The sequence below is a fragment of the Zavarzinella formosa DSM 19928 genome, from assembly GCF_000255705.1.
GTDB classification, from domain to species: domain Bacteria; phylum Planctomycetota; class Planctomycetia; order Gemmatales; family Gemmataceae; genus Zavarzinella; species Zavarzinella formosa.
This window is the reverse complement of sequence record NZ_JH636446.1, coordinates 195096-208543: the sequence shown is the minus strand read 5'-3', so window position 1 is coordinate 208543 and position 13448 is coordinate 195096. Positions and strand designations below refer to the sequence as shown.

The 13448-nt window shown below is 56.3% G+C and carries 12 protein-coding genes; 7 read left to right on the top strand and 5 right to left on the bottom strand.

What is annotated here, in order from left to right; translation table 11 throughout:
- Nucleotides 1–682: 682 nt before the first annotated feature.
- The 3 genes from BGIM_RS0135355 to BGIM_RS0135335 form a co-directional block, all read right to left on the bottom strand.
- Nucleotides 683–1696, bottom strand: coding sequence for a DUF1559 domain-containing protein (locus BGIM_RS0135355; protein WP_029631277.1), 1014 nt, complete (start codon nucleotides 1694–1696; stop codon nucleotides 683–685).
- A gap of 649 nt (nucleotides 1697–2345) precedes the next feature.
- Nucleotides 2346–2717 carry a hypothetical protein gene (locus BGIM_RS0135340; protein ID WP_157369660.1) on the bottom strand — a complete coding sequence of 124 codons (372 nt, stop codon included), beginning with the start codon at nucleotides 2715–2717 and terminating at the stop codon, nucleotides 2346–2348.
- A 122-nt stretch (nucleotides 2718–2839) separates the two neighbouring features.
- Nucleotides 2840–3838 (bottom strand): DUF1559 domain-containing protein, encoded by a 999-nt coding sequence (locus tag BGIM_RS0135335; RefSeq protein ID WP_020474383.1) that lies wholly within the window; start codon nucleotides 3836–3838, stop codon nucleotides 2840–2842.
- Between the two features lie 481 nt (nucleotides 3839–4319).
- Between BGIM_RS0135335 and BGIM_RS0135325 the strand changes: the two genes are divergently transcribed.
- Nucleotides 4320–4994: an HAD family hydrolase gene (locus tag BGIM_RS0135325; protein WP_020474380.1), complete on the top strand. Its 675-nt coding sequence runs from the start codon at nucleotides 4320–4322 to the stop codon at nucleotides 4992–4994.
- 101 nt (nucleotides 4995–5095) lie between these two features.
- Here BGIM_RS0135325 and BGIM_RS0135320 read toward each other — a convergent pair whose 3' ends face one another.
- The gene (locus BGIM_RS0135320) at nucleotides 5096–5530 is read right to left on the bottom strand and encodes a TIGR03067 domain-containing protein (protein ID WP_020474379.1); all 435 of its coding nucleotides are present in this window, start codon (nucleotides 5528–5530) and stop codon (nucleotides 5096–5098) included.
- Nucleotides 5531–5652: 122 nt separating this feature from the next.
- The gene (locus tag BGIM_RS0135315) at nucleotides 5653–6561 is read right to left on the bottom strand and encodes a DUF1559 domain-containing protein (RefSeq protein ID WP_020474378.1); all 909 of its coding nucleotides are present in this window, start codon (nucleotides 6559–6561) and stop codon (nucleotides 5653–5655) included.
- 420 nt (nucleotides 6562–6981) lie between these two features.
- Here BGIM_RS0135315 and BGIM_RS0135310 point away from each other — a divergent pair, with 420 nt between their 5' ends.
- The 6 genes from BGIM_RS0135310 (at nucleotide 6982) to prpB (ending at nucleotide 13444) form a co-directional block, all read left to right on the top strand.
- Nucleotides 6982–7605 carry a hypothetical protein gene (locus BGIM_RS0135310; RefSeq protein ID WP_020474377.1) on the top strand — a complete coding sequence of 208 codons (624 nt, stop codon included), beginning with the start codon at nucleotides 6982–6984 and terminating at the stop codon, nucleotides 7603–7605.
- 110 nt (nucleotides 7606–7715) lie between these two features.
- The gene (hemW, locus tag BGIM_RS0135305; protein WP_020474376.1) at nucleotides 7716–8903 is read left to right on the top strand and encodes a radical SAM family heme chaperone HemW; all 1188 of its coding nucleotides are present in this window, start codon (nucleotides 7716–7718) and stop codon (nucleotides 8901–8903) included.
- A gap of 94 nt (nucleotides 8904–8997) precedes the next feature.
- Complete coding sequence (locus tag BGIM_RS0135300) at nucleotides 8998–10722, top strand: WD40 repeat domain-containing protein (RefSeq protein WP_162136319.1); 1725 nt, start codon at nucleotides 8998–9000, stop codon at nucleotides 10720–10722.
- Nucleotides 10723–10954: 232 nt separating this feature from the next.
- Nucleotides 10955–11506 carry a translation initiation factor IF-3 gene (infC, locus tag BGIM_RS0135290; RefSeq protein WP_052640131.1) on the top strand — a complete coding sequence of 184 codons (552 nt, stop codon included), beginning with the start codon at nucleotides 10955–10957 and terminating at the stop codon, nucleotides 11504–11506.
- Nucleotides 11507–11787: 281 nt separating this feature from the next.
- Nucleotides 11788–12462, top strand: coding sequence for an FkbM family methyltransferase (locus BGIM_RS0135285; RefSeq protein ID WP_020474372.1), 675 nt, complete (start codon nucleotides 11788–11790; stop codon nucleotides 12460–12462).
- 85 nt (nucleotides 12463–12547) lie between these two features.
- Nucleotides 12548–13444, top strand: a complete 897-nt coding sequence (prpB, locus tag BGIM_RS0135280) for a methylisocitrate lyase (protein ID WP_020474371.1) — start codon at nucleotides 12548–12550, stop codon at nucleotides 13442–13444.
- The last annotated feature ends 4 nt before the right edge of the window (nucleotides 13445–13448 follow it).

Here is a 13448-nt window from a genome sequence, read left to right as displayed (position 1 = left end):
GGGAGCTTATCGGCATCCCCCACGTTGAATAACGGAATGGCCCTGTGAGGGTAAACCCGCGGCGGAGTTTCCCCGAGACAACTGATGACATCATTCCGTCTCCTTCGGGAGAAAAAAGGGACAAAGACACACACGCGAAAAACGTCGAAGGGAATGCCTCCGAACGGTCGTGTTCGTGATGATGGTGGAAGATCCGACAACTGGAAAATGAAACAGATGGATATATCACCTCTCCGCAGGTATTTCCCATGAAGAACCGAGGGCGATTCAGGCGATAATTCTCGAAATTAGGCGGGCGTCAGAGAGGTTAGAGCCGAACACGAATTTAGGGTGGTAAATTCGGGTCGCCTTCAGGATGATCATACTCTTGTACAGGCGACTGTGAGTCGCTGTCAAGAAGATTCACGTCCATTTTCATCTGTGTTCATCGCGAAGAACCATCCATCCTGATATGACAAGCATCCCAAACACATCTCCACGACAAGTTGTCCGTCTGCATCGGGTTGGATTTGGATTGGCGAATCGGAAAAAAGGAGGCGCTTGATTCCGCAAAACGACTGTCTGTCGATCAAGTGCTTTGAACGCGAAGTCGGTGGACACGCCAAATCAGCAAGACAAAACGAAAACACCCCGATGTCCCGTTGCGGGAATCGGGGTGTCCGGGATGACGACAGGTCGTGGTTTAGAAGTTGCCAAGCACTTGGCCGTCGTCGCGGACAGCCAGCTGGCCCAAAGTGGTTAGCGAGATGGTTTGCCGCAAGAATTTGACCGAGCCATCTCCCATCAGGGCGTTCACGCCGCCGGTATGGGCCGAGATCAGCGGGCTGTTGCAACCGTGGTCGCTCCCGACGCCCGTGCCGGATGCGTTGTTGGTCCAACCCGTGTTTTGGTTGATCGAGTAGCGAATCGTCGTCAGGTTGAATGTCCGGTTGTCACCGCCGTTGTTGTAATTGGGCGGGGTGGCCGGTCCCGCCGTTCCCGTGCCCATAGTCCAGCCGTAGTTCCCCCCGGACCGGAATGTGGACTGGTTCACGTTGCTTGTGTCTTTCATATAGTTGGCTGATTCACTCACGGCGATTGTGTTCGACAGGCCATCGCTGATGGCGGCAAAGGTCAGGGTGCCGTTGGGGATCAATACACCGCTGCCGCTACAGATGCCCGCGTTGCCGGAACTGTTGCGGGAATCGACCACGCCGGTGGCGATGCCATTGACCGCGCCGGAAATCCCCACATAACTCGACATCATCGGAGTGTTGCCACCAACGGAATAAGCTTGGTCCGGGTTGGAGGGACACGTCCAAGCCGGGAATGACTTTTGAGTAACCAAGACTTTGTTGGTCGCGTTCGTGAAACCGGAACTGCCGGCGAACGACCATTGGGAATAGAGGGCGGTCTGTTCCATGTTGGGGAGAATGAACACCATCCACGAACTGCCCCAACCGCCGCCGCTGCCGTAGGGGGCCACGTCAGAGGCCACGCCGGGGGGCAACATGTTGTTGGTGTCGTGGTAGTTGTGCAGTGCCAGGCCGATTTGCTTGATGTTGTTGGAACACTTCATGCGGTTCGCAGCCTCGCGAATCTTCTGCACGGCTGGCAGAAGAAGTCCGATGAGGATGGCGATGATGGCGATCACCACCAACAGTTCGATGAGCGTAAACCCGCGACGAAATTTCCCCGAGGCACCTAATGACATCATTTCTCCAAATGAGAGAGAGAACCAAAAAAGAGAAACACACGCAAAAACGTTGGAGGGAAATTCCTCCAAACGATTAAGGTCAAACGATACTTGTGAGAACCGGTTCCCAATGGGCAACGAAAAAATAACCAGTTCAAGGCCGGGCTGATGCTCCAACTGCATTTTGAAAGGGAATTCAGATTGTTCAATCGTTCATGAGAGCGGGACGATCATTTATGTTTGGCATGGAAGACCAGATGTCATTTGGGGATTCCAATTCGGGGCTGAACCATCGATCATCCGTTGTACGTTTCCAAAATGATGGTTGTCAAGCAAATCCAATCAAACACTCATGCTATGTTCATTTTAGGATTAAGGTTTGGCAAGCTGATTGCCAGACCTCCAACGGTAACGGCATACTTTCACATATCAGACGAACCAAAGCCCGATTTGTTCCAACTTCAATTTTCCGTCGTTACATTTTGTCGCCACATTTTGTGGGGTGAGCAACAGTTTTGACGAGTGGCTTTGAAGAACGACATGCCCGACTCGGCCCAAAAGAACGGCATGATTTAGCGGAGTTTGGTTGAAGACATCGACGCGCCACTCGCGACGACGAACATGCCGTTCTTTTGGGGCGGGTTCAAGTGTTTTCCGGCTTTTGTCAAAATCACCTGGAAGTGACTTCAAATTTGAAGTCATTCGCCCCTCCGGAGGCCACCTCGGCGGTCAGCGTGCTTTTGTAACCATAACGATCTGGCAGGTAGTTGACTTTGGATGGCTTCTTTTCGGGATCGGTCGAAAGCGGGGGGCCATCCTTGTAAGCGCGGATTTCGACATGGTTGTTGCCAACATAGGCATTCCCGGAAAATGCCCCGTCTTTGACTGTCAATATGACGGGCGCCTCACCGGTCAGCCCGAATGACATCTCGCCTTCAGGCAATGGTTTCCCGTCCAAGGTTACTGTTCCCTTCACGGGCACGGAAGCTGCTTTTTTCTTTCCCGTGTCTCCACACCCGGTTGTCCAAAAGATTGCGATCATCAAGCTCATCAACCAAGCGCATCGAGCCATCGAACATCATCCTTCGTTTCTAAAGACAACAAGAACAAGAAGAGCCTCCCGAAATCTTCGGGAGGCTGTTTCAAAAGACAATCAGCACTGAATCAGAAGTTTGAAACCACCTGACCATCGGAACCGCCAGCCAGCCACTGGAGGATTTGCAGGGTGGTCGTGGACTTGATGAACTTCACCGAACCATCCCCCATGGCGGCGTTCACCCCGCCGGTGTGGTTGGCCGACAACGGAATGTTGTTGCCGGTGTTATCACAAGTGCCATTGCTGCAATTATTGCTCATGCCATTTTGTTTGACCATGTATCTGACGGTGGTGCAATTGAAAGTTCGATCCCCGTAGGCCGCGCCGACCGAGGCATTGCCGGCCCCCATCGTCCAGCCGTGCGGGCCTTGACTGGTGATCGCCGTATAACCGCCAGTGATCGGGGCATTGTTGGCATCCCGCAAATGGTCGCTTTGTTCGCCAATCATCATGGTGTTGCTTGATCCATCGGAAATACTGGCGAATGTTTGCGTGCTGTTCGGGAACAAGAATCCCGTTCCGCTGTTGGGGCCGTATCCATTGCCGGCGTTGACACCCGAGTCAATCGTCGAACCGGAAATCCCGGTATACGACGTCATCATTTCGATCGCCCCATTATTGTTCGATGAGGCATAGAACGCCGGGATGACTGACGAAGGGCATCTGTAGGGTTTGATCGTCGTGTTGTGAACCAACGGCGTGGTGGTTGATGTGTTGTTCGCGTTTGTGTACCCGCTGCTGCTGGTGTGCTGCCATTTGTTCCAAATGTTGTCCTGCTCAATGTAAGGCAGAATGTACACTTTCCATGAGGAACCCCATGCGGAGCCGTCAGTGTCGGAGACAGAGCAGCCTTTGGGGAACTTCCCGTTCGCATCATGGTAGCCATGCATGGCCAGTGCGATTTGTTTGAGGTTGTTGGAGCAACTCATGCGGTTGGCGGCCTCGCGGATCTTTTGCACCGCCGGGAGCAACAACCCGATCAGAATGGCGATGATCGCGATCACCACCAGCAGTTCGATCAGAGTAAACCCGCGGCGGAGTTTCCCCGAGACATCGAAAGAGATCATTCCGTCTCCAATTGGAAGAAAAAGCGAAGAAAAACACACAAAGTTAACGTCGGAGGAGGGTTCCACCGAGCGATTGTGTCAGCATGAATGGCGGAATTTCCGGCCCAGAAAACATAATCCGGCGGTGATTCCCGCCAAATCAAAAGAACAAAAATAATGAACTTGAGCGATTTGTTTTGTTGTCAATCAACCCGGACAATTTCACTGCCCACGAATCAAACCCCAAACCAAGGAGAGGGGTTCGGAATTTCAACAACAATACCAGTCTTCTACTTCACCAAAGAAGTGGTTGTCAAGAAGATTCGACAAGTTTCTTATCGTGAGTTCATGGTTTCTTGTCAGCCGTTGCGATGCTGTTTTTGTCATGGGTGAATCTCTCGCCATTCGGTTTTCTTGAGATGACGAAACTGCCGCTGTTCTGTTTCAAGAGTGTCTTCGGCCCGTTACAATCGACCTTTCAAGGAACCTTTTCGAGGATGCGATGAGCCAGCCGACGGGCGTGATTTGGGATGTCGATGGCACACTGGTGGACACGGCCGCCCTGCATTTGGATGCGTGGGTTCGGACAAGCCGTGAGATGGGCCGGGAGTTTTCCCAAGCCGATTTTGTCGCCACGTTTGGTCGCCGAAATCCGGAGATCATCGAGTATCTGTTCCAACGCTCCTTTAGCTTGATCGAGATTCAGGAGATAGGCGAACGAAAAGAAGGATATTATCGGGCGGAGGCCATCCAAAAGGGAATCGACTTGCTGCCGGGCGTGCGGAAGATGTTGGAGGATCTTCATGCGAGAAATGTGCCGCAGGCGATTGGTTCCAGCGCTCCTCGCGAGAACTTGGAAATGATTTTGCGGGTCACGCAGAGCGGGATGTTCTTTCGCGGGGTCGTCGGAATGGAGGACACCCAACGCGGCAAGCCGGACCCCGAAGTCTTTCTGACGGCGGCGAAGACGCTGGGACTTCCCTCCGAACGATGTGTGGTTTTCGAGGATGCGGTGGCGGGAGTTCAGGCGGCCAAGGCCGGTGGGATGAAGTGTGTCGGCGTGACCTTCGTCGGCCATCACCCGGCCGAACGATTGCTGGCGGCCGGGGCCGACCGGGTGATTCGTTCGTTTGACGAAATCACGGTGGATGAGGTGTTACGACTGATCGATGGTTGATTCGGCCATTCTGGGGCCACAGGCCGGACATCAAACACGGATTCGGGCAATCTGTCTTGTGTCTTTGTCCGTGCACCATCCGTGGCTAAAAATGCCTTGGCTTATTTCTTCTTCATGGTGAAAAACAGCACCTTGGAGTCCTTCTCGCTTTCGAGTTTGGCCGGGCGTTTTTCGCCGGGGAATGAGTAGGCCAGTTTCAGTTCGTCTTTCGTCAGTTCGATGATTCCCTCGGCCTTGAACCCCTTCGCATCTCCCTCAAGTCCTTCCATGTCGATGTTGATCGGGGTTTTGGCGGCGTCCAGTTTGTACGTCATTACGTGGGTCTTGTCGGGGCTTTTGATCGTGATTTTGTCGGCCGTGATGATCACGTCGCCTTCCAACGCTTTGGATTCCACCGTTGTGCCGTACTTCATGCCGGACACGATGGTCCATGTGCCCGTGATCGCCTTCGGGTCGAATTTCGCCTTCTCTTTTTCCTCGGCCATCGTTGCCGTGGTGATCGCCAGAGCCAGCATTGGAGCAATGAATCGGAACATCGTCGCACTCCCTGAGAAATGAGTGTCCAAGAACTACCTGTTCAAATGAACACTTTGAAGAATAAGGGAGGGGGGCGAAATCGACAAGCAAATGAGCGAAAATCCCCGCCGACTTCCGGGGTTCAATAATCTCCCAGAACCTCGCCGCCAGCCCGAGTGCCCAGGGCTTCCCATGTCTTCGGGTTGAGCGTTTGCCGAAGGAATCTTACAGAGCCATCCCCGTACAGGAACATCACGCCGCTCGGATGACGGCTGCTGGTGTCCTCGACGTGATCAAGCGGGTTGTTCGGCACGCGAGCGTCGGCGGCATAGCCGGTGTTCGTGAGGATCAGCGTCGGCGGTCCTTCGTTGTCGTAACCCGTAGCCACCGGAGGGTTAACGCATCCGGTGACCGCTCCGACCCAGGTGGTCATCGGCGAGCGGGTGCTTTGTCGTTCCCCGGCGAAAATCGTGTTGCTGGACCCGTCCAGAATGTCGGCAATCCGCACCTGACTGTTTCGGTAAAGCACCCCGTTGCCCGTGTCCGGTTTTCCGGTCACTTCTTCCGTCCCGCCGACGCCCACATAGTTCCCGTAGGCCACCGTGCAAAGGGCCGCTCCGGAGGCATCGACAATCGTGAATGTGTCTCCCCCCTTCGGCTGGTCGGAGGGGCATCGAAAGACCGACAGCGGTTTGACGCGGGCCGTCGCATTCGAGGGGTCACGGATATCCAGGCTCAGGTTGATCTGGCGGTACAGATTGTCCTGTTCCAGGTAAGGCAGCAACAACGCTCCCCATCCCCAGCCGGGGCCGGTTCCCTCGGCGTTGAGGCTCGGGGCTCCCGAGACAAACCCCGCCGGGAACCGATCAAGAGTGGCGTGATGGTTTTGGAAAGCCAGCCCGATTTGTTTGAGGTTATTGGAACACCGCATGCGATTGGCGGCCTCGCGGATCTTCTGAACGGCGGGCAGGAGTAGCCCAATGAGAATGGCGATGATCGCGATCACCACCAAGAGTTCAATCAGCGTAAAGGCGCGTCGATGGAAGATCATGTTATAAGAACCAATTTATCGTGTTACATGGTTATACGAAATATTAATAAAATGGTTCGGCGCATCGGCAAGAAAGTCGGGGGTTTCCGAAACTTCTCTGTGACAGGAGAGTTGTGGAATTGGGATGAACATATGCGTTGGTGCGAAACACGCTTTTTAGACCACGGGAATGAATTATTGCCTGAGCATAATTGCGCCTTGGATCGAATCTGTTTTCCGCTGAATTCGCATTTGCGAAACGGCCGAATCGGTTATTTTGACGGTAGGTGAAATTGAGAGTCTGCTTTGAAGCCCCGGCCGCATACCCCCTAAATGTTTGACATGCGGCCGGGTTCGACAAGGCGATTCACACCTGCTAACAACCCCCCTAAAGGTTGGATCCCGCCAATGAACCGTTTGTCTGTTGGAAAGGCGCGCACTTTGCGCAGCCTTTGTATTGCTGCCGTTCTGATCGCGTTCGGAGCAGCCGAATCGTATTCCCAAGCCCCTCCTGGTGGTGGCAAAAGCAAGGGAAGCGGCAACAAAGCTCCGGTGGTCACCAGTCTCTTCGCCTACCAGATCACCGGGAATCGTTTCCGCGTCACCGGGACGGTTAGTGACGAAACGCCGACGACTTGCACAGTGGCCATCACCGGCGCCGGCACGATCAACTTGGGCTGCGATTCCTCCGGTAATTTCAGCGGCATTGTTAATGTGCCTTCCATCGGCACGCTGACGGCCACGCCGAACGACGGCCTGCTCACCGGATCATCGGTCTCCCAAACCCTTCAGAACGCCCCCCCAACGCTCTCGAACTTCGTCGCGGTGCCTGGTGACGGCAACACTTGGGTTTTCAGTGGAACCGTGGCCGACGAAGCCACCGAAGGACTGAGCGTTACGCTGAGCGGACTTCCCTCGGGCTACAGCGGCAGTGCCACTCTTGACGCGACCGGGTCGTTTTCCATCACCGTCACCCTTCCGGCGGGCAGTTCCGGCGAAGTGACCGGCAGCCTGACCGATTGGTATGGCTCCACGGTGACGGCCGTCACCTATTTCGGTTCGTGATGATTTTTCGGTTTGTGACAAATACCCTCCGGGCGATTCCCGCCCAAAACGTCTTCGGCCGGAAGCCGTAAGCTAACCAAGCAAGCGGCCCGGCGGAGACAAATGCGGACGTGGCGAATACCCCATCCCCATCGACGGATCAACTGACTCCCGACCGTTCGGCCCCCTGGCTTGAACCTCGCGGACTCTACGTTCATGTGCCATTCTGTGCCCATCATTGTGGTTACTGCGATTTCGCGGTGACCGTGGGCCAGGATCATCTCATCGAGACTTATCTCGAAGCCCTCGCCTTGGAGATTGATCGAACCGAGGTCACCACCCCGGTTGACACCATCTTCATTGGCGGCGGAACTCCGACGTTGCTTTCACCGGATCAACTTGGCCGACTGGCCGGGATGATCCGGCGCCATTTTCCAACGCGGCCCAATCTGGAATTCAGCATCGAATCCACGCCGGAAAGCATCACGGCGGACAAAGTGGCGGTACTGGCCGACCACGGGTTGAACCGTTTCAGCCTCGGCGTGCAATCCTTCCAAGGTCATACCCTGCGGGTTCTGGAGCGTCAGCATTCCGGGGATCAGGTGACCCCGGCCGTTGAGATCATTCGCCGCCGGGTGCCCAATTTCTCGATGGACTTTATCTTTGGCGCCCCCGGCCAGACGATCACCGACTGGGAACACGACCTGAAAAGAGCCATCGCCCTCGGTTCATCGCATATTTCCACCTATGGGCTGACCTACGAAAAGGGGACGCCCCTTTGGAAACAACGGGAATCCGGCGACGTGATCGCCCTCGGCGAGACGGACGAACTGGCCCTTTACACGATGTCTCATGAGTTGCTTGGCTCGGCCGGGTTTGAACATTACGAGATTTCAAACTTTGCCAAACCCGACCATCGCTGTCAGCACAACGAAAAATACTGGGCGAACGAGGCTTATCACGGTGTTGGTGTCGGGGCCGTTCGGTATGTCGGCGGGCGCCGGGAGCACAACAAGCGAAACACGAAGGATTACATCCGCGTCGTGTTTTCCGGGGAATCGCCAACATTTCAGCAGGAAGAATTGTCTCCATTCGAGCGGGCGCGGGAAACGCTGGCCGTGCAATTGCGGCGATCCGACGGTGTTTCTCGTCAGGCCTTTTTGCATCAGACTGGCCATTCTTTGAAATCGATTGTCCAGCATCGCCTGGCCCCGATGATCGAAGCCGGGCTGGTGACGGATGAGAATGAATGTGTCTCGCTGACGTTTGCCGGGAAGTGTGTCGCGGATGGGTTGGTGTCGAAAGTGGTGTGGGGCTGAGTATTCATTTGTTAGTTTGAGTCTTGCAAAGCAGTGATCGCAAGCCATTTCTCACGCCTAAATCTCAACCAGTATCCCCTATCCTCTTATGGGAATGCTTTCGCCGGAAGATCACGACCGTTTGCTGGCCTATCTGGACAATCAATTGTCCGTCGGGGAAGCCGCCGCGCTCGAAGGGCGGCTGAAGACCGAACCGACGCTCGCCGAAGGTTTGATCCGGCTTTCCCGCGACGAGACGGTGATGGCCGAGTGGGCGGCCACCAGTCAGCCGACTTCCGATGTGTTTCCCGCCCCCGATCCAATCGCTGTTCCGGTTCGCCGCCCGTGGTCGCGGATTTTGGCTGGCACGGCGGCGGCATTCGTTGTCGCCTTCGGGCTTTGGGCGTTCTTCAATCGAACAGACAATCTTTTTGTTGAACACTCGGACGGGTATGCCCAGCTTCAGGAAGTGGAGGGGGAGGCCTTCCTCGTTTCTGAATCCGGCGAAACCACGCCGTTAATGGCCGGCCAACAACTCAAACCGGGACAACAACTTCGCACTAGTGAAGGAGGAAGCGCCGTTGTTTTGCTTCCCTTCATCGGGCGGATCGAACTGGGGGCGGACACCACCGTGCGAATCCTTCCCCGCGAGGCCGAGGCGCGGGTGCATGTGGAAAAAGGCATCATCCATGCGGACTCCACCAATCCGGCGGCTCCCTCTCCGATGTCTTTTACCACGCCTCATGCCTTGATCCGGGCGAGCGGTTCTGCCGTCATCACTTCTGGTATGGGCAATACCTCGACCGTGGAAATGGACACCGGTTCCGCAAAAGTCACCAGCAAGGGCGACGGCAAAACAGTGAGTGTGGAGGCGGGCAAAATCGCCGTCGCCAAACCCAAGGGACAAAAACCGCAAAACGTCAAGAACGTCCCGCCCCGGATCGCCACCCCAAGAGAAACGTGGGACTATCCGGCCGGTCCCACCCTCGCCGGGGCGTTGTTGCCGGGCGGGAAGGTGTTTACCCTCACCACTTGGGATGCCCGGTTGGTTTTCCGGGACACCGTCACCGGGCGGGAAATGGCTGATCTGGCCGTCGGCAAGGTGAATCCGCACGCCCTGAGTTTCTCGGCCGATGGCTCCCTGTTGGCGACGGGATCAAACGACAAAACGCCGAAAATCCGTGACCCGCAAACCGGGAAGGAAATTCTGGCTCTCAAGAAGCAGAAGCCGGAGATATTGGCGGTCGCCGCCTCACCCGATGGCAAGGTCGTGGCCACCGGCGGCGGGATGGTACAGGGGAGTGCCGAACTGAAGATTTGGGAAGCGAAGACCGGCCTCGAACTGGCGACGCTTCGTGGACACACAGGAAATATCGAGGATTTGAAGTTTTCCCCGGATGGCCGTTGGCTGGCGAGCGCCAGCCGGGACGGCGGGGCGAGATTGTGGAACACCGCCTCCTGGCAGACCACCGGGGACGTGACCTCCCACCCGCAGGGGGCGCTGTGCGTGGCCTTCACCCCGGATTCCAAAACGCTGATCACCGGCGGCCGCGATGGCTTTGTCCGGATTTGGGACATCGAGAAGCAGGAACTGAAGGGGGAACTCGATCCGCCCCCGCAAGAAATCGCCTCCCTCGCGGTCAGCAGTGACGGCCGATTTTTGGCGGCCGGAGTCGGCGGGACCATCTGGATTTGGAATCTGGCCACCCGTCAGCCGCTGCAAACTCTTGCCGGACACAGGAATAAGGTGACCTCGGTGACGTTTTCCGCAGACGGCAAATCGCTATACTCCACGGGATGGGACCGGACGGTGAAGATTTGGGAGGTTGCCGGTTTGTGATTTATCGGGGGATGTTCCATTTTTGGGCGAACGTCCCATGCCTCTCACCCGTCTAATGATAAACCAGATCCCGATTCCCCAAGATTCCACAAAAATCACAGAGTCCCCCGTTGACTTAACAGGGGAAGCAGGGTACGGATTATTGGATGAATGTCCATGCGGACGCATCGGCAGATCACGGAAGATCCGTGGGGCCGATATTATCTTTCCCGTTTGACGAAGGAGACAAGGCATCCCACCGTTTGACCGCAACGCTCCCCGCCCCGCCGGCGGCGACCGCAATTCCCCTCGAATCAACGAACAAATCCGGCTCAGTCCCATCCGTCTGATCGGAGCCGATGGCGAGCAGCACGGCATCGTGCCGACCGCCCAAGCGATGGACATGGCTCGCGAACTGGGTTTCGATCTCGTCGAAGTCTCGGCCAGCGAACGGCCACCTGTCTGCAAGATCATGGATTATGGCAAGTTCCGCTACGAACAATCGCGGAAGACCAGCAAGGCCAAATCCCATCAGCAGAAACTCAAAGAAATCCGCGTCCGCCCGAAGACCGGCGAACACGACATCGACACGAAGGTGAACCAAGCCCGGAAGTTCCTTGAGCATCACGACAAAGTGCTGGTCAACGTCCTGTTCCGCGGTCGGGAAATGCAGCACATTGAGGAAGGTCGCCGGATCATCCTGATCATTCTCGAAAAGCTGGCCGACGTCTCGAAGATTGAAAAGCCCGCCTCAATGGAAGGCAAGCGGATGACCGCCTTGCTCGCCCCCAAGAGCGGCAAGTAACCGGCTCCCAAGCCCCCGAACTATTCCGAACCCCGGCCCGATTGGCCGGGGTTCGTTTCGTTTTCAGAACCCGTTTTAAATGAATTTCTCAAGAATCCTTTAGAGGATTTTCATTTTTGTTTGCCTTTGGGTGATGTCACGGCCAATAAATAAGCTTGCGATATCTTAATAAACGAGCCCGATTGGCTGCCCATATTCCGAAGAAGTTGTCGGCTTTCGCTCGGCTCCTGCGCACGCTGGGGCCAGTTTGCCTGTTGCGCTACAAATGGCGGCAATGGCAAATGCGAAGCCGCCGACCAGATCAACTCCTTTCCCTGCGAATTCCCGGCACACCATATCCGCTGTGGTTTCGTCCGCAAACCAGTGACATTGACGTGTTCCACCAAACCTTTGTCCGACGGCAGTATGATGCCTTGAGCGGTTCATCCGATGTTCGTCTGGTGATTGATGGCGGGGCCAACGCCGGGTATGCCGCCGTTTGGTTTCTGATTCGGTTTCCCGGTGCTTGCGTGGTGGCCGTCGAACCGGACCCGGCCAACGCGGACTTGCTGGAACGAAACCTGAAACCATACGGCAACCGGGCCAAAGTCGTTCGGTCGGCCCTCTGGTCCCACCCGGCCGGAATGGTGCTGCGATCTGCCGGCGACGGCCGGGCGTGGGCGTGGCAGGTTCGGGAGCCTGCCTTGTGGGAAACGGCCGATGTGACGGCCACGGATATCGGCTCCCTTTTGGCCGAATCGGGCGAACCGCGAATCTCCATCCTCAAGTTGCGTGTTGAAGGAGCCGAGAAGGCGATTTTCGCCGACGGCGATTCGGAATGGCTCGCTTGCACGGATAACATCGCCATTGAATTGCACGACGAAGAATGCCGTGAGGCGTTCCTCAATGCGATTGAAGATCATCCCTTTCACATCTCGGAAGTCGGCGATCTGACCATCGCTCGTCACGCGGGCTGATCCATTCTTCCCAAGCTTGGGTCTGGGAGCACGGTCGCGGATTGGTACGATCACCTTACACGGCCCCGCGAGCATACACTCTCCCATGATGAACCAATTAATGGAATCACCCGGCCGAAAGTTCCGTCTGGCCGTGGAGCAGGAGAAGCCCCTTCAAGTGGTAGGGGCGATCACCGCGTTTACCGCCCGGATGGCCGAGGCGACCGGCTTCAAGGCTCTTTACCTTTCGGGTGGCGGAGTCGCCGCCAATTCGCTGGGGCTTCCCGATCTCGGCATCAGCACGATGGAAGATGTCCTCACGGATGCCCGGCGCATCACCGATGCGACGAGCCTCCCATTGCTCGTGGATATCGACACCGGCTGGGGCGGGGCGTTCAACATTGCCCGCACCATTCGCTCGATGATCAAAGCCGGTGTGGCGGCCGTTCACATGGAAGACCAAGTGGGGACGAAACGCTGCGGGCACCGGCCCGGCAAGGAAGTTGTTCTCCCCGAGGAGATGGTTGACCGGGTGAAGGCGGCCGTCGATGCCCGCACCGATGCGAATTTCGTCATCATGGCCAGAACGGATGCCCTTGCCAGCGAGGGAACGGATTCGGCGATTGACCGGAGCCGGGCCTATGTGGCCGCCGGGGCTGATATGATCTTTGCCGAGGCGGTTCCCGATCTCGCCACCTATGCGAAGTTCAAGGCCGCCGTCGGGGTTCCGATTCTGGCCAACATCACCGAGTTTGGCCAGACCCCGTTGTACACGAAGGAAGAACTGGCCTCGGCGGGCGTGGACATCATCCTCTATTGCTGCTCGGCTTATCGGGCGATGAACGCCGCCGCCCTGCGGGTTTACGAAGCCATCCGCGCGGATGGAACGCAAAAGAATGTCGTCCCGACGATGCAGACGCGGGCCGATTTGTACAAGTTTCTCGGCTATCACGAATACGAACAAAAGCTGGATGAGTTGTTCGCCAAAACCAAAAAGTCTTGAGGGA